Source organism: Cryobacterium sp. PH31-L1, assembly GCF_030063145.1.
In the GTDB taxonomy this organism is placed as follows: Bacteria; Actinomycetota; Actinomycetes; order Actinomycetales; family Microbacteriaceae; genus Cryobacterium.
Genome location: NZ_JASISM010000005.1, coordinates 165646 through 182081, shown reverse-complemented (window position 1 = coordinate 182081; position 16436 = coordinate 165646). Strand labels below are relative to the sequence as shown.

15 protein-coding genes and 1 pseudogene are annotated in these 16436 nt (G+C 67.4%); 5 read left to right on the top strand and 11 right to left on the bottom strand.

The window, feature by feature from the left end:
• Positions 1-9 precede the first annotated feature (9 nt).
• Together uraD and uraH are read left to right on the top strand one after the other, a co-directional pair.
• Positions 10-501: a 2-oxo-4-hydroxy-4-carboxy-5-ureidoimidazoline decarboxylase gene (uraD, locus tag QMF22_RS11775; RefSeq protein WP_283453764.1), complete on the top strand. Its 492-nt coding sequence runs from the start codon at positions 10-12 to the stop codon at positions 499-501.
• Positions 498-890 carry a hydroxyisourate hydrolase gene (gene uraH / locus QMF22_RS11770; protein ID WP_283453761.1) on the top strand — a complete coding sequence of 131 codons (393 nt, stop codon included), beginning with the start codon at positions 498-500 and terminating at the stop codon, positions 888-890. The genes uraD and uraH overlap by 4 nt, the downstream gene beginning before the upstream one ends.
• Before the next feature lie 96 nt (positions 891-986).
• Here uraH and QMF22_RS11765 read toward each other — a convergent pair whose 3' ends face one another.
• The 6 genes and pseudogenes from QMF22_RS11765 to QMF22_RS11745 all read right to left on the bottom strand — a co-directional run bounded on the left by QMF22_RS11765 (position 987) and on the right by QMF22_RS11745 (position 9087).
• Positions 987-2399: an amidohydrolase family protein gene (locus QMF22_RS11765; RefSeq protein ID WP_283453759.1), complete on the bottom strand. Its 1413-nt coding sequence runs from the start codon at positions 2397-2399 to the stop codon at positions 987-989.
• Between the two features lie 89 nt (positions 2400-2488).
• A pseudogene (pucL, locus tag QMF22_RS11760) lies at positions 2489-3184 on the bottom strand (factor-independent urate hydroxylase); the annotation flags it as partial.
• A 15-nt stretch (positions 3185-3199) separates the two neighbouring features.
• Entirely contained in the window at positions 3200-3394 is a 195-nt protein-coding gene (locus tag QMF22_RS17390; protein WP_349357090.1) for a hypothetical protein, read from the bottom strand.
• A 44-nt stretch (positions 3395-3438) separates the two neighbouring features.
• Complete coding sequence (gene allB, locus QMF22_RS11755) at positions 3439-4854, bottom strand: allantoinase AllB (RefSeq protein ID WP_283453757.1); 1416 nt, start codon at positions 4852-4854, stop codon at positions 3439-3441.
• Positions 4855-5272: 418 nt separating this feature from the next.
• The gene (locus QMF22_RS11750) at positions 5273-8275 is read right to left on the bottom strand and encodes a molybdopterin-dependent oxidoreductase (protein ID WP_283453755.1); all 3003 of its coding nucleotides are present in this window, start codon (positions 8273-8275) and stop codon (positions 5273-5275) included.
• On the bottom strand, positions 8272-9087 hold the full coding sequence (locus QMF22_RS11745) for an FAD binding domain-containing protein (protein WP_283453752.1): 816 nt from the start codon (positions 9085-9087) through the stop codon (positions 8272-8274). Before QMF22_RS11745 ends, QMF22_RS11750 begins: the two co-directional genes overlap by 4 nt.
• A gap of 271 nt (positions 9088-9358) precedes the next feature.
• Between QMF22_RS11745 and QMF22_RS11740 the strand changes: the two genes are divergently transcribed.
• Positions 9359-10810: a dihydrolipoyl dehydrogenase family protein gene (locus tag QMF22_RS11740; protein WP_283453750.1), complete on the top strand. Its 1452-nt coding sequence runs from the start codon at positions 9359-9361 to the stop codon at positions 10808-10810.
• On the opposite strand, the gene QMF22_RS11735 is transcribed toward QMF22_RS11740, so the two are convergent.
• Positions 10792-11328, bottom strand: coding sequence for a DUF2017 family protein (locus QMF22_RS11735; protein WP_283453748.1), 537 nt, complete (start codon positions 11326-11328; stop codon positions 10792-10794). The two genes, QMF22_RS11740 and QMF22_RS11735, sit on opposite strands and share 19 nt — an antisense overlap.
• Positions 11325-11609, bottom strand: a complete 285-nt coding sequence (gene clpS / locus QMF22_RS11730; protein WP_283453746.1) for an ATP-dependent Clp protease adapter ClpS — start codon at positions 11607-11609, stop codon at positions 11325-11327. The genes QMF22_RS11735 and clpS overlap by 4 nt, the downstream gene beginning before the upstream one ends.
• A 95-nt stretch (positions 11610-11704) precedes the next feature.
• Here clpS and QMF22_RS11725 point away from each other — a divergent pair, with 95 nt between their 5' ends.
• Positions 11705-13045, top strand: a complete 1341-nt coding sequence (locus QMF22_RS11725) for a cysteine desulfurase (protein ID WP_283453744.1) — start codon at positions 11705-11707, stop codon at positions 13043-13045.
• On the top strand, positions 13042-13536 hold the full coding sequence (gene sufU, locus QMF22_RS11720; protein WP_283453742.1) for a Fe-S cluster assembly sulfur transfer protein SufU: 495 nt from the start codon (positions 13042-13044) through the stop codon (positions 13534-13536). The genes QMF22_RS11725 and sufU overlap by 4 nt, the downstream gene beginning before the upstream one ends.
• A gap of 113 nt (positions 13537-13649) precedes the next feature.
• Here the strand turns inward: sufU and QMF22_RS11715 are convergent, their stop codons facing one another.
• The 3 genes from QMF22_RS11715 to flgK are packed head-to-tail and all read right to left on the bottom strand — an operon-like array spanning position 13650 to position 16423.
• The gene (locus QMF22_RS11715) at positions 13650-14048 is read right to left on the bottom strand and encodes a flagellar assembly protein FliW (RefSeq protein ID WP_283453739.1); all 399 of its coding nucleotides are present in this window, start codon (positions 14046-14048) and stop codon (positions 13650-13652) included.
• Complete coding sequence (gene flgL, locus QMF22_RS11710; RefSeq protein ID WP_283453737.1) at positions 14045-14968, bottom strand: flagellar hook-associated protein FlgL; 924 nt, start codon at positions 14966-14968, stop codon at positions 14045-14047. The genes QMF22_RS11715 and flgL overlap by 4 nt, the downstream gene beginning before the upstream one ends.
• Positions 14969-14971: 3 nt before the next feature.
• Positions 14972-16423 carry a flagellar hook-associated protein FlgK gene (gene flgK / locus QMF22_RS11705; protein ID WP_283453735.1) on the bottom strand — a complete coding sequence of 484 codons (1452 nt, stop codon included), beginning with the start codon at positions 16421-16423 and terminating at the stop codon, positions 14972-14974.
• Between the last annotated feature and the right edge of the window lie 13 nt (positions 16424-16436).

The window sequence follows — 16436 nt, the reverse complement described above, 5'->3', positions numbered from 1 at the left end:
TTGGGCACCATGTTGACTCTCTCGGTCTCGGCGCTGCGCGACCGCCTGCACACCTGCCTGGCCGTCGAACGGTGGGCCGACGAGGTCGCGGCCGGCGCCCCCTACGTCGACGCCAGTGCGCTGGTCGACGCCGCTCGGCGGGCCGCGACCCCGCTGGCACGCGCGGAGGTGGATGAAGCCCTTGCGGGGCATCCGCGCATCGGTCAGGCGCCGACCGGAACCGGGGCCGAGCAGCAATTCTCCCGCCGGGAACAGGCCTCGGCCGACGCGTACGATACCGAGCTGGCTGCCCTGCTCGCGGCTGGCAATCGTGACTATGAGGCCCGTTTTGGCCGGGTGTTTCTGATTCGGGCGGCCGGGCGCACTCGCGCCGAGATCCTCGCCGAGCTGAACCGGCGCATACTGCTGCCGGGCGACCTTGAGGCGGAGATCGTTGCCGACGAGCTGCGCGACATTGCCCTGTTGCGCCTTGCCGCCCTCCTCGAGGCTGGCGCGGTATGAGCGCGGACGGCACCGAGCGGGCGCCCGGACTGGAACTCGGTGACCTCACGGTACCCAGCCACGTCACGACTCACGTGCTCGATTCCGTCACCGGCCGGCCCGCTGCGGGTGTGGCGGTCGCGCTGGAGCAGCGCGTCGGCATCGCGTGGGGGGTGGTCGCGACCGGCGAAACGGATGCCGACGGTCGCCTCGCCGCGCTCGGCCCGGCCGCGCTGCCGGCCGGCCGGTACCGCATCAGCTTCAATACCGGCGCCTGGTTCGCGCAGGCCGGGCGCGACACCTTCTACCCGGAGGTGATGATCACGTTCGACCTCGCCGACGCGGCGGAGCACTATCACGTACCCCTGCTGCTCTCGCCGTTCGCCTACTCGACCTACCGAGGCAGCTGAGCCGGCCTCGACGCCAGGCCTTTCGCCACCCGCGAATTGGCGCACCTCCCGCGCGGCGGGCCGGCCGGCTCGGCGAACGGATGCGCGCCGCCGCGACTACTCCACGCTCACCCGGCGACCGCGCACGTACACCCCGGTGATCGCGGGCTCCCGTAGAGCGAGCAGCAGCGCGAACAGGGTCTGCTCGGCGGCCAGCGCGGCGTCGTCGGCGCGCACGGCGTTGGCGAGCACGAGCGCGAGCGGCTCCCAGCGATCGGGGTCAATGAGCAGAAAGTCCGCGTCCTTGCCGAGGTCGAAGTTGCCGAAGCGCTCCTCCATGTCGAGGGCTCGCGCGCCGGCGAGGGTTCCGGTGAACAGCAGCGCGGCCGGGTCGATCGCCACGCCGGCCTCGCCAGGCTCCGACAAATGCGCCTTGTAGCAGTCGTTGAGCACCCGCGTGACGAGCCATTCGTCGCCGCCGCCAACATCCGTTCCGATCGCGACGTTCACGCCGAAACCGGTTGTGCGGCGCCACGGCATGGTGCCAGAGCCGAGGAACCCCTGCGAGGTCGGGCAGTGTGCGATCGACGTGCCGGTGTCGGCCAGGCGGGCCAGCTCCGTGTCCTGACAGTGCACGGCGTGGGCCAGAATGCTGCGCCGCCCGAGCAGCGAAGCGCCGCCGCGGGCCGAGCCCGGCAGGAAGCATCCGTCGTAGGTGTCGAGGTAGGTCTTCGTGCCGTACACCGATCGCACGGCGGCGATCTCGCCGGTTCCGGGCCGGTCGTTCTCGTTGAGGTGGCTGTGAAAGTACACGCCGCGCCCGCGCACCGAGTCGTAGAGTTCGCCGAGCCCGGCCAAGGTCATCGGCGTCACCGAGAGGCTGAATCGCGGCACGATCGCCACCTGCAGCAGCGCGGTGTGGGCCGTACCGGTGTCGACGGCGTGCCAGCGGTCGATCTCGGCGGCGGTGAGGTCGAGAGCCCGCTCCTCGCTGGTCAGGAGCGCGACGGCCGAGTCGGTGCCCACCGTTTGGATGCCGCGCCCGCTGACCAGCCGCAGGCCGGCCGCCTGGGTTTCTTCAAAGAGCGCGTCCTGCGCCGGCGCAAACGCCGACCCGAACACGAGGGCGCTGGTCGTGCCGACGGATGCCCGCCTTCTGGTGAAATCGCGCGCCACCTGTCGCGCAAATCCCGGGTCCTCCAGCCGGGCTTCGGACGGAAAAACGCACTCGTCGAGCCATTCCAGCAGCTGGCCGCCGCCGTAGGCATCCGTCGTGTAGGTCTGTGGAAAATGAATATGGGTGTCGACGAACCCCGGAATGATGAACCCGGTTCGGGTCACCGGCAGCGCGGCGAAGGGGGCTGGCAGCTCGGCGAATGGGCCGACCCAGGCGATCGTGCCGTCGCGGCCGGTGACCAGGGCGCCGTCGGGCACCGACACGAGGTGTTCTCGGGCCTGATCGACGCTAGGAGCGCCGGAAATGTGAAAGATGTGACCGCGAAAGACTTCGGGAGAACTGGTTCTGTGCACAACAGCGGAGATTACCGTCTCTACGCTGTGAAATCGGCTGGGCGGCCCGGTTCGGCCGGGGATCTCCGCAGTGCTGTACGGCACAGTACCTAAATCAGCCCGGTGTACGAGTCCCAGGCGGGACCAGCGTCAGGCGCGTCGTCGTGGGTGATGGTTGCCTGAATGAGTCCGTAGGGCCGGTCGGCCGCGTGGTACACCTCGTCGTCGTTCGCCACGTTGAACGGCGACAGGTCGTACAGAAAGTGATGCTTGTTCGGCGCCGACAGCCGAATCTCGGCGATGAACGGATACGCCTCGAGTACGGCCTCGCCCATGCGGTACAGCGTCTGCTGCAGCGCGAGCGAGTGTACGAGCGCAAACTGGGTCATCAGAATCTGCTTGATGCCGGCATAGGTCGCCTCCCAGTCCACGTCGGTGGTCATGAACCGCCAGCCGGCCGTCAAAGACGTCGCCATCACCCGGTCGTTGGTCGGTTGCAGCAGCGTGTACGGATCCTGCATGAATCCGGCGAACTCCGACCCGGTCGACTTGAGAATCACCAGGTCCTTCAGCCCGCCGACCACCCACACCTGCTGCGCCGGCCCGGTCCCCTCGACCGAAATCGCCGCGGTGCGTATTTCCTGGCCGCGCCGCACCCAGGTGTGGTTGTGCTCGGTACCGTCGACGACCACGCGTTCCCACGCGAACTCCTCGATCTCGATGCGCGCCCCCGCGACGGGTTCGATGTGGTCTACGAAGTGCGTGGCGAGGTCGATGCCGTAGCTCTCGATCGACAGCAGCCCCTTCTCCTTCGCGAACGACTATGCGGTCTGCTTTTGCGTGTCGGTCGGCAGCACGTGCAGCTGGTCACCCACGAGGTGCGCCGCCGCGAAATCGCCGTGCAGCGCTGTCGAGACGCTCACATCGTGGATCTCATGCCGCGGCGTGTCCCGGTAGATGCGCACGATGCGGTTTTCCGCCTTGCCATACCGGTTGGATCCGAGAACGATCGACATCTGGTGCTCCCTGCTGGTTGTTTCGAGAAGAACGGATGCCGCAATCACCGTGCGAGCAACGCTCCGGTCGGCCGCCCGGCGACATCGTCGTGCACCGAGAACACCTCGCGGCCGGCAAGCCAGGTCGTGCGCACCCGGCCGACCAGAAGGGCGCCGTCGAACGCGCTGACCTTGTTCTTGTGCCGAAGGGATTCGGCGTCGACGAGGAAATCTTCGGCCGGGGCGAACGCGACGAGGTCGGCATCCGCTCCGACTGCGATGGCACCCTTGCCGGCCAGGCCGTCGCGACCGGCGAGGCCGAGGAAGCGGGCCGGGACCGTGCTCATCCACTCGACGACTTGCTCCAGGCCGACGCCGCGGGCGCGGCCGGCCGACCACACCGCGGCGAGGCTGAGTTGCAGGCCGGAGATTCCACCCCAGGCGAGGCCGAAGTCGCCGCCGTGGCCCAGTTTGAGTTCCCGGGTGGCCGGTGAATGATCAGAGGCGATGAAGTCGATCGTACCGTCGCCGAGTCCGGCCCAGAGGAGCGCCCGGTTGGCCTCGTCGCGTATGGGCGGGCAGCACTTGTAGCTCGTGGCCCCGTCAGGGATGCACTCGGCCGAGAAGTACAGGTAGTGCGGGCAGGTTTCGGCGGTGATCGGCAGGCCGGCCCCCTTGGCCGCGCGCAGCAGTGGCAGCGATTTCCCCGAGGACAGGTGCAGAATGTGGGCGCGCACGCCGGTTCGCCGCACTACCTCGATGACCTGCTCGATTGCCGTCGTCTCGGCCTCGGGCGGCCGGCTGGCCACGAAGTCGCGGTAGCCGTCACCGCCGCCGTTCACCGAGCCGTCGAGCACCTGCGGATCCTCAGCGTGCACGAGCAGCTGCCCGCCGAACACGGCGATCTCGACGGCGGCGGCCTCCAGCTCGGTCAGCGACAGGTTCGGAAACTCGTCGACCCCACTGGGCGACAGAAACACCTTGAACCCGAACACTCCGGCATCGCTCAGCTCGTGCAGCTTGCCGAGGTTGGCCGGAATCGCCCCGCCCCAAAACCCCACATGAACGGATGCCTTCGCCCCCGCCGCCTGGCGCTTACGTTCCAGCGCGGTCACCGACACGGTCGGCGGAATGCTGTTGAGCGGCATATCGATGATCGTGGTGACCCCGCCGGCCGCGGCGGCGAGGGTCGCGCTCGCGAAGCCCTCCCACTCGGTGCGGCCGGGTTCATTGACGTGCACGTGCGTGTCGACGAGGCCGGGAATGAGCACCGCGTCGGGGGCGAGGCGCTCCTCACGGAGGGTGATGGCGGTCGGCGCTTGGTCGGGGGTGGCGGCATCCGCTCGTGGCGGGCCTTCGATGACCGCATCGATCGGGAGGATCGCGGTGATGACCCCGTTCGTGACGCAGACGGCGGCCGGAATGAAGCCCTGCGCGGTCAGTACCCGTTCGGAGCGGATGACGAGATCGGGGTAGGTCATGCGGTCCTTTCGGGTGTGACTACCGGCGGCTGCTGTGCCTGTTTTCACCCTACTGAAATCGGATTCAGCCCATTTGGAGGTTTGGAAACGTGCCCGACATGCCCCGTGATCCGGCCGAAATATCTCACGGCTCGGGCGTTCGGGGCGGGCGTGGTTTCGAGGCGGCCCGCGTCGGGGACGGGTCATCCGCTCCTCGCTCAAAACTCGCATTCCCGCGGAAAACTCGACCCCGCCCCGTCGCTCAGGTCTCAGAAGTTGAGCAGCGGTGCGGGGTATTCGTGGAGTTGCGAGTTTGAGGTGTTTCGGGGCGTTGCGCACGCTTTTCGCGCAATGTCCCGAAACACCTCAATGTTCGAGCGGGGTTGGATGCCCTGTTCCGACGCGATCCAACCCCGGGGAGCGGATTTTTCGGGACCGCTCAGCCGTGCAGCAGCCGCCAGATGCGGTCGCGCGACATCGGCAACTCGGTGGGACGGATGCCGATCGCGTCACGCACCGCATTGGCCAGCGCCGGTGCGACCGGGTTGTAGGTCGATTCGCTCATCGACTTGGCGCCGAAGGGTCCGAGCACGTCGTGACTCTGCGCAAAGTAAACCTCGGTGACCGGCAGATCCACCAGTTGGGGAACGTGGTAGTTGCGCAGCACCCTGGTGGTCACGGCGCCGGCGCCGTCGAGCACGACCTCTTCGAACAGGGCGGTGCCGAGCGCCTGCGCGACGCCGCCCTCGATCTGCCCGCGGCACTGCTCTGGATTCATGACGAAGCCGGCGTCGGCGGCCTGGATTGACTGCAGAATGCGCACCTCGCCCGTATCGGTGTTCACAGCCACACGAAAGGCGTGCACGTTGAAGGCCAGGGAGCGCACGGCGCCGTCTTCACGGCGTACGGCGGTGAGGTCGACGTCGTTCGTGGCGGCCCAGGCGGCCAGTTCGTCGAGCGCGACGAATGACTCCATCGAGCCCGGGTTGAGCGACACGACCGGGTGGAGTCCGTCCGTCCCCTGGCCCGGAAGTTTTGAGGGCATTGAAGTAGCTGACCCGGCCGACGGGGCTGGTTCGCTGGCGTATAAGCCATCCCGTTCGAGCAGCCACGTCGGGTCGCTCTGCCCGCTGAACGACGCCGCGGCCGAACCGAGCGTTTCGGCCAGCGCGCTCGCCGCGGCGAGCACGGCCTTGCCGGCCACCACCACCCCGGCCGAGCCGAACGCGCCGGAATCGTAGCCGGCGGCGTCTGTGTCGGAGTGCACCAAATCGATGCGGTCGACGCTTGTGTGCAGCGCTGTCGCGGCGATCTGGCCGTGCACGGTCGTGGTGCCGTTGCCGAATTCGGTCGTGCCGACCCGCACCAGATAGCGGCCGCCGGGGAGCAGCTGAACGGAGGCCTGCGACCGGTGGCCGCGCGGCGGCGTCGTCGCGATCATCGACGACGCCATGCCGGTACCGACCCGCCACTGGGGACCAGCTGGAACGTCGGTCCCATTGCCGCGCTCCAGCGCCGCTTCGGCCAGGTCGAGGCACTGGTCGAGGCCGTAGCTTCCGAAGATCAGGTCGGGTCCTTCCTCGTGCGTGACCACGAGCGGGTCGCCGGGCTGCACCGAATTCAGCCGGCGAAGTTCGAATGGGTCCACGTGGAGTTCGCGGGCGAGTTCGTCGAGCGCGCACTCGATCGCGAAGATGATCTGGCCGAGGCCGTAGCCGCGGAAGGCGCCCGACGGAGGGTTGTTTGTATAGACGCTCTGGGCATCCACTCGTTTGTTGGGCACGTTGTACAGCGCGACAGACTCGCTCGTGCCGTGGAACATCACACCGGGGGCGTGGTTGCCGTAGGCGCCAGTGTCAGCGAGTACCCCGAGTTTCAGGGCCGTCAGGCGGCCGTTGGCTGTGGCCCCGAGGGTGACGTCGAGCATCATGGGATGCCGTACCGGGGCGATGGTGAGCTCGTCGGTGCGGGTGAATTCGTACTGCACCGGTCGCCCGGTTTTCAGCACGGCGAGGGTGACCAAGTCTTCGGTGAGCAACTCCTGCTTGCCGCCGAAGCCGCCACCGACCCGGGCGGTGAAGACGCGCACCCCGGCCGGGTCGAGGTCGAACAGGCGGCAGATCTCCTTCTGCACCAAAAACGGAACCTGGGAGCTAGTGCGCAGATTCAGCCGGCCCTGTTCGAGCCAGCCGATCGTGGCATGGGTTTCCAGGTGTGTGTGCGAGATGCGCTGCGTGTGCCAGCTGCCGGAGACGATCGTGGTCGCCTTGGCGAGGCCGGCCTCTACGTCGCCGTATTCGCCGTGCAGCTCGGCGACGAGGTTGCGGCCAGGCTCGGCCAGGCGCGAGATGACCGGGTCCTTATCGCCGTGCACGAGCGGGGCGCCGGGCTCCGTGGCCAGCTTCGGGTCGAACACGGCCTCGAGCAAGTCGTACTCCACCTCGATCAGCCGGCAGGCGGCCTCGGCGACGGCCACCGAGTCGGCCACGACCGCCGCGACGCGCTGCCCGCGAAAGCGCAGGGTCGCGTCGAAGACCAGGGTGTCGTCGGGGTCGTCGAACCGGCTCTCATGGCGCGCGGTCGAGAACAGGGTCGCGGGGGAGTCGGCGTGGGTGAGCACGCGGTGCACGCCGGGCAGCGCGGCGGCCTTAGCCAAATCAAGAGAGCGGATGCGCGCGTGCGCGTGCGGACTCCCCAGCACCGCGAGGTGCAGCAGTCCGGGGATCGCGACGTCGAGGGTGTACGGTTCGAGCCCGCTGACCACGCGCTCGCCCGCGATGGCGCCGGGAGAGGTGCCGACCAGCCCGGACGCGCGGAACCCTGACTCGCCAGTTGGGACCGGCCCGGTCGGGGCCAGTCCAGCCGAATTCGAGTGGGGCGCGGGTCGGCCGGTTGTTCGTACCGGTCCGAGGCTCGACGCTTCGGCCTGCTCGTGCTCCGGCGCAACGTGGCATGAGCCCTCCACTGGAGTGTGCTGGCCGGTGATCGCGTCGAGGATCGACCGATAGCCCGTGCAGCGACACAGGTTGCCCTTCAGCAAGCGGGGCAGGTCGGCAGGGTTGGTGCCGGCATCCGCTTCGATCGCCGCGGCGGTGACGACCATGCCGGGCGTGCAGAAACCGCACTGAAAGCCGGCGGCGTCGACGAAACGCTGCTGCACCGGGGCGAGGTGGCCTGGTTGGCCGAGGCCGGCCGCGGTCGTGATCTGCGTGTCGGCGGCCCGGAATGCCGGATAGATGCAGGAGTGCACGGGCGTGCCGTCGACCTGCACCGTGCAGGCGCCGCAGTCGCCGGTGTCACAGCCTTTCTTCACCTCAAAGTGCTCGTGTTCGCGCAGCAGCGTGCGCAGGCACTGGCCGGGTTTCGGCGTCGCCTCGATCTCGGCGCCATTGACCTCGAAGGTGATACTGGTCCTGTCCACTCGCACTTTTTCAAAGGTCATGACTGACCTCCAGCCAGTTCAGCGCGGATCTCGTCGCCCAGCAACACGCCCATCGCGCGTCGCCAGTCGGCGGCGCCGTGGGCATCCGTGAACCAGCAGTCGATCGCGGCAATATCGCCGGCGAGAACCTCGGCGGTAGGCAACTCCGGGTAGCGCAACTGCACCGGGCGCAGCGTCGCGGCTGTGACGGTCAGTACAAACAATCCGTCAGCGTCCAACCGCCCGGCGAGCACTGCGCCCGATCGCCCGAGCGGCGACAGGGCGATCTTGCGAAACGCCGTCTGGGCGTTCAGGGACGCCAACGGCACGTGAATCGAGCGCAGCACATCACCGGGCGCGAGCATGTTGGTCATATTGCCGGTGACGAAGTCGCGGGCCGGCACGACGTCGTCGCTGCCGTCGCCGCGCCAGACCAGCAGGTCGGAGTCGAGCGCGACGGCCAGGGTGGTCATGGGGCCGGCCGGCAGCGAGGTGGCCAGGTTGCCGCCGACGGTGGCGACATTCCACACTTTGAACGAGCCGAACAGGGCTGTGCAGCACTGATAGAACAGCGGATGCGCCGCCCACCCCGCCTGCCGTGGCAGCCGGGAGAGCTCGGCCAGGGTGCAAGTCGCACCGATCTCGAGCCCCTGGTCAGTGATCGTGAGCGCGGTCCAGCCGAAGGCCTGCAAATCCACCAGGCCCGTGAGGTCGGCGCGCGGGTCGGCGAACAGTTCGGATCCGCCGGCCAGCGGCACCACGGTCGGCCCGAGCACGTCGAGGTCGCTGCGCTGGTGTGCGGCGATGACACGTGTCACAGTACTGAGATCCATGAATTGTCTCCGTCGGATGCCGTGGAACCACCCCCGGAGGGGCGGTATCGCATCCGTGCGAGCGTCCTCGGGCGCACGGTGTGAAGGCCCACCGGAGATTGAAATAATCCTATCTGTGCCCCGGGTGGGCTGCGTCAAGATTACCGCGCAGCAACCCTGGATTCCCTGATCACGCCCACCCCCCGTTCGAGGTTCGTCGGGCGTTGGGAGACCGGTCGATTCCCAGCCGACGCTGCCAGGATTCGGTCACGTTCAACGGTGGGAGACCGAGATGACCGCTGCCCCAATCCCCGAAGCCACGGGCGCGTCCACCGGGCGAATGGCCGACCACTTCGACGTGATCGTGATCGGTGCCGGCCCGGCCGGAACGGCTGCAGCCCTGCGGGCGGCAGAACTCGGTGCCTCTGTTGCCGTCTGCGAGTCAGATCGCCTCGGTGGCACCTGTGTGAACACCGGATGCGTACCGACCCGCGTACTCGCCAAAACCGCGAGGCTCATGCGCGAGATCCGAACCGCCGACGCCTACGGTATCTCCGTGATCGAACGCCCGGTCGACTGGCCAGCGACCGTGGATCGAGTGCGGCAGACCGTCGATCGGGTGCGTTCCCTGAAATACGAGGCGACCCGCTTTGCAGACGCGGGCGTTGAGCTCATTCTTGAGGGTCGTGCCCGGTTCGAGGACGCCTACACGCTCCGATTGGAGACCGGGCGCGCGATCACGGCCGACGCTATTCTGGTGTGTGTGGGCGGTCATTCCCGCCGCCTGCCGGTTCCGGGTGCCGAGCTCGCGACCGTGCCGGAACACGTGCTCGACCTCCCGCGGGTGCCGGATCGGCTGGCCGTCATCGGCGGCGGAAACACCGGTGCGCAGTTGGTCACGGTGTTCAGTTCCTTCGGTTCGGCCGTCACCCTGCTCGATCTGGCCGACCGGGTGCTCGCCACCTCTGATCAATCCATCTCCGATGCGGTGGCCGCGGCCTTCATCGAACAGGGCATCGTCCTCCGCCTCGGCATTGGCGGGGTTGCCGGGCTCGCCCGCGCCGCGGACGGCTCGATCACACTCAACTGGACCGAGAACGGTCAGGCGCTGTGCGGCAGCTTCGATACCGTGATCATGGCGACTGGCTGGCCAGCGGATGTCGGCGACCTCGGCCTCGAGACCGCCGGCGTCGCCACGAGCCGCTCGTCGATTGCGGTGGACGCGTATTTTCGCAGTTCGGTGCCGCACATTTTCGCCGTCGGTGACGCCAACGGCCGGGACATGCTGGTGCAGGCCGCCCAGTCGGAGGGGGAGGCAGCAGCCGAAAACGCTGTTCTGGATGCCAACCGCCGCACCCCGAACCAGCTGCTTCCGGCCGGCGGATTCACCGATCCCGACTATGCCGGCGTCGGTCTCACCGAAGTTGAGTCTCGACGTCGCGACGCACTGTGCGTGGTCACGGTGGTGCCGTACACGTCACTGGATCGTGCGGTGATCGATGATCGGCAGCGCGGCTTCCTGAAAATGATCACCGATCGACGTCGGGAGCTCATTCTGGGCGCTCACGCGGTGGGGGAGAATGCCGTGGAAGTCATCCAGTCCGTGACGACGGCGATGGCTGCCGGTGTGGATGTCTCCACTCTGGCCAAGGTGCGCTTCGCGTACCCCACCTACAGCGCTGTGATCGGCCTCGCTGCTCGCAGCCTGCTGGCTGAGCACGCTGATCACACGTCGATCGTGTAGACGAGTTCTTCCTGCAGCATGCCGAGCCATTCGTAGAGTTCGCGCAGAAACGGGGTCTCGTCGCCAGCGAGGTGCACGACCCCGTCGGGGGAGATCTGCAGCCGGTCGGCGAGGGTCAGCCGCAAGTCGGTCAGGCTGCGCAGCCAGGCCTGAACGGTATCGGGGTCGAGGCTGACCGTGACGGGCTGGCGGTCGTCGTCAGCAGACGTGTCGGGAGTGTCGGCATCCGCTTTACTAATGCCCAGCGAATTCAGCACGACCTGGGCGTTCTGCGCCTTGCGATCGAGCAGGTCGGTCGCCGTGAACCGGCGAAACTCGGCGGCCGCTTCGTCGTCATCGCGGTAAGCGTCGGGCAGCAGGCGTCCGAAGATTCCGTCGCTCGCGGCGAGCTGCGGGTCGCCGGCACCCGAGTCGAGCATCTCGAGAAGCTGGGTGGTGGCCAGGCGCAGCAGGTCGGCTTCGATCGGTTCGAAGCGGCCGAGCAAGATGCCGTCCGGCTGAGTGGTGAATCGACTCATTCGTCGGCCTTGGCGAGCGTCGCCATCAGGCCGTAGCCGTGCATGGCTTCAACGTGACGTTCCATGGATTCGCGATTGCCGGTGGCCACGACAGCCCGGCCATTGTTGTGCACCTGCAGCATGAGCCCTTCGGCCTGTTTCGGGGTGACGCCGAAGTAGCTGCGAAAGACGTACGCCACGTAGGACATGAGGTTCACCGGGTCGTCCCAGACCAGGGTCACCCACGGTCGGTCGAGTTCCACGTCCTCGCGAAGCTCGGTCTGTTCGGTAGTCTGGGTCACCCCTTAAGCCTCACACGCTCCCGCCGGGTTTTCCACCGCTGCGTCATACTTGCCCGCGCGGCGTGCGGGTTCGGGGCGAGGGAATATCCTTGAGTATGACGTCTTTTGCACCATCGTCCGCTCTGTCCCCAGCCCACGGCGCCCAGCACCCGGAGTTGGCCCCGCTGACCGACATCGATGTTGAGCGCATTCGCAACGACTTTCCCGTGCTGCACCAAACGGTGAACGGGCATCCGCTCGTCTATCTCGACTCGGGTGCTACATCGCAGAACCCGATCAGCGTGATGGAAGCCGAGCAGGAATACTACGAACAGCGCAACGCGGCCGTGCACCGCGGAGCCCACACGCTCGCCGTCGAAGCAACCGAGGGATTCGAAGCCGCCCGCGAGAAGGTTGCTGCGTTCGTCGGCGCCCAGACCGACGAGATCGTCTGGACCTCCAACGCCACCGAGGCCATCAACCTGCTGGCCTACAGCTTCTCCAACGCCTCACTCGGCCTCGGGGGCCCGGCCGCCCGCCGTTTCAGCCTCGGCGCCGGCGACGAGATCGTCGTCACCGAGATGGAACATCACGCCAACCTCATTCCCTGGCAGCAACTCGCGCTGCGCACCGGGGCCACGCTGCGCTTCATTCCGGTACTCGATGACGGCACCCTCGACCTGCTGGCCGCAGCGGATGTTGTCGGCCCCCACACGAGACTCCTCGCCTTCACCCATGGCTCGAACGTCACCGGCACCATCAACCCGGTGGCCGAACTGGTGGCCCTGGCCCGCCGCGTCGGCGCCCTGGTCGTGCTGGATGCCTGCCAGACCGTGCCGCACCTTCCCGTTGACGTCAAGGCGCTCGACGTGGACTTCGCGGTCTTCTCGGGCCACAAGATGCTCGGCCCCACGGGTATCGGCGCGCTTTACGGTAAAGCCGAACTGCTCGCCGACATGCCGCCGTTCCTCACCGGTGGATCGATGATCACGACCGTCGACATGACTAACGCTGAGTTTCTCGCTCCGCCACAGCGCTTCGAGGCCGGCACCCAGCGCATCTCGCAGGCCATCGCCCTGGCCGCGGCCGTCGACTACCTCAGCGAAACCGGTATGGATCGGGTGCACACCTGGGAGGCCCAGCTCGGCCAGCGCTTGGTCGCGGGGCTTGCCGAGATTCCCGGCGTGCGACTGCTCGGCCCCGGTCTCGGCGTTGAACGCCTGGGCCTGGCGGCCGTGGACGTCGCCGGAGTGCACGCGCACGACGTCGGCCAGTTTCTCGACGATGCCGGCATCGCCGTGCGCGTCGGTCATCACTGTGCTCAGCCCCTGCACCGCCGACTCGGCGTGACCGCGTCCACCCGGGCCAGTACCTACCTGTATAACACGACCGACGAGGTCGACCTGTTCCTCGCCACCCTCGCCGAGGTCGCCCCCTTCTTCGGAGTCACGTCATGAGCGACCTGCAGCAGCTGTACCAGACGATCATTCTCGAACATGCCAAGGCCCGGCATGGGGCGGTCGAACTCACTCCGCTCGCCGAGGCCGTGGCTCTCGGCGCGGCCGGTGGCTTGCGGGTAGCCGAATCGCACCAGATCAACACGACCTGTGGTGACGAGGTCACCCTGCGCGTGTCACTCGGGGCCGGCGCCGAAACGGATGCTGCCGTGACCGACCTGGTCTGGACCGGCGAGGGCTGTTCGATCTCGCAGGCATCCGCTTCGATTCTGACCGACACCCTGCGCGGTCTCAGCACAGCTTCGGCACGCGCCCTGCTCGACAACTTTCGGGAGATGCTGCGCTCGCGCGGAAAAATCGAGCCCGACGAGGAGATTCTGGGCGACGCCGCCGCCTTCGGGGGAGTCTCGCGATACCCTGCCCGCGTCAAGTGCGCCATGCTGCCCTGGGTCGCCTTCGAGGCCGCCCTGATCGAGGCTGAGTCGCACTAGTGTGCGGCGCGCCTGCGGCCCGTTCAGATCGACCGGGCCCGGGCCCGGAAACCGGGCCCATGATCTAGCATGGTCCCACTTTCCGGGCCCAGGCCCGGAAAGTGGGCCAGGCCTCAGTTTTCGCCGGTGCCGAGCTCGGCGTGCAGGGGCCAGTCCTGATCGTCCAGAATGAGCTGCGCGCAGGCGCCGGTGCGGGCGTTGACCACGATGGGTGCCATGAGGTTGACCGTCGTGGTGCTCTCGCCGGGGTTGACGACCACGAGCACGAGGGCATTGTCGGGCGTCGTCAGCGACAGCGCGATCGACTGCTCGCTGGAGATCGTCGGGGTGTAGTTGGGTAGAAAGATGGCCGCGTCGAGCACGAACAGGCGCGTGGTCGGGTGAGCGGATGCCTGCAGCGAGTAGAGTCCAGCGGCCCCCTCGATCGCGTTGAGCACGAAGTCGGTGAGCGGTGCCAACCCCGGCGGGGGGGAGACGAAGCTGAGGGTGGGGCTGGTGTGGGTCGTCGTCATGAAAGAAAGTCCATCAGGGTCGGTTGAAGTACACGGGCGGTAACAGCGAGCGCGGCCTGATAGGTCACTTCCTGCAGTTTCAAATCGATGATGACCTGGCCCAGGTCGGCGTCTTCGATGCCGGACCGTTGGGCATCCAGTGTGCCGGTCTTTTGCAGCAGGGTCGACTGGGCACGTTCCATCTGCACCTGGCGGGCGCCCATTTCGCTACGCTGACCGGTCATGATGGCCATCCGATCGTCGAGCGCGTCAAGGTGCGAGCCCACGTTGGCCGCGCTGTCGGTGGAGCGCAGGTCGGCGACAATATTGTCGAGCAGCGCAAATACCGATGCTTCGTTTCTGCCGAAGATGGTGCCGCCGTCGGCGTCGACACGCACGGTGCTCGTCGCGCTGATGCGCCGTTCGACGCCGCTCGAGCCCGCAGGGTCACCCGCGTATGCATAGGTCGTCCCGCCGCTGCTGTCAGTGCCTGCGGTGAATGCCGTGGCATCATCCGAGTTGCCGGCGAAGACGCTGCGCCCGAGAAACTTGGTGTTGGCCTGCGAGAGAAGGTCGGTTTTGAGTCCGTCGATCTCAATGGCAATGGCCTCTTTGGCCGTCGCGGACAGCGAGCCGGAGTTGGCGCCCTGCACGGTGAGGTCACGCACGCGGTTCATGATGCCCGACACCGACCCGAGCGAGGATTCGATCGTGGTCAGCCAGTCGTTGCCATTGTCGGCGTTGGCGCTGTACTGATCGACCGCACGCATTTCGGCCCGTACTGCCATAGCGGCTGCGGCCGCGGTCGGATCGTCCGAGGAACGGTTGATGGACTTGAGCGTGCTCGCCTGCTCCTGCAGCCGCGCGAGGTGCGTCATGTTCTCCTGCAGGTTGCGCTGGGCAGCGCGCATCTGGGTATGAGTAGTTACCCGATCGACCATGAGTTACCTCCCGACCAATCCGGTGCGGTTGATCAGCGTGTCGAGCATCTCGTCGACGGCCGTCATCATGCGGGCCGCTCCCTGATAGGCGTGTTGGAACATCAGCAGGTTCACGTTCTCCTCGTCGAGGTCGACCGAGGAATTGGCGAGCTGCTGGTTGGCAGCCCCCGATGCGGTCGAGCTGGCCAGCGCCGCCGACTGCAGCTCGGTCTGCGTGAGCACACCGGTCTTCGTGACGAAGTCCGACCAGGTGGTGCTCGGCGAGGTGACCGCGCCGCCTGCGTCGGTCGCGAATCCGGCGCCGAGCTGGGCGATGGCATCCGCTATGGTGCCGTCGTAGGCGCCAGAGTCTGCGGACGCGCGAACGGCCATGTCAGCGGATGATTGCGGCACGATGCTGAGACCTTGAGCGGCCGGTGCACCGGAGGCGCGAGTGAAGAACTCCAGGTTGGTGTCGCCCGCCTGCGTGAAGCCAGTCGCGTAGATGGCGTTGACCTTCGTGGCGAATTCACTCGCGAAGGTGTTGTAGGAGTCGGCAGCCTCAGCGAGGACGCCTCCGGTGCCGCTGGCGTTGGCCCCACCGAGCAGCGACAGCCCTCCGGCCATTTCGCCCCGGTCCATCGTCACCGCGGTGCCGGCGTTGTCGTCCCACACCAGGGTCACGTCACCACTGTCCTGCATTACTCGCGGAGAGTCGGCGGTGACGTGCACCTGATGCGCGGTGCCGCCGGAGACGAGAGCGTTGCCACCCACGAGCACGGTCACCGTGCCGTCGGCCTGCTCGGTGACGCTCGCACCGGTCAGGGCGGCGATCGTGGTCGTGAGGGTGCTGCGCTGGTCGAGCAATTCGTTGGCCGTTCCGCCCGTGGCGAGGCTCTGGCGAATCTGCACGTTGAGCGCGGCGACCTGAGTGGCCGCGCCGTTGAGTTCGGAAACCATATTGTTCAGGTCGCTGCGCACGTTCGACCACTCGTCGGAGACGGCCTGGTAGCCCTCGGAGATCTGAGTGAGCAATTCGCCAGCCGTGCCGAGCAGCAGTGCGGCCGGGGCTGCGGTGTCGGTGCCGTTCGACAGGGTCTGCCAGCCGGCCCAGAATTCATCGAGCTTGGCAGAGATGCCGTTTTCGCCGGGTTCGTTGAGCGAGTCTTCGACCGAGGCGAGAGCGTTGGCCCGCACCGCCGTGTAGCCGGCGGTGGCTGCGGTCGCGCGCACGCGGGCATCCAGTTGGGCGCTGGCCAGACGGGCGATACCGTCCATGGCAACGCCCTCGCCGACGCGAGCGCCCTGGGTGAAGATTCCGGTCGGGGCGGTGGCGCCGAGAGCGGAGGTCGATATGCGCTGGCGGGTGTAGCCCTCCGTATTGGCGTTGGCAATGTTCTGCCCTACCACGTCGAGTCCCTGGCGCGCGGCAACGAGCCCGGTGTACGCGGTGTTCAAGCCACCAAATGTGCTCACCGTGTTCTCCGTT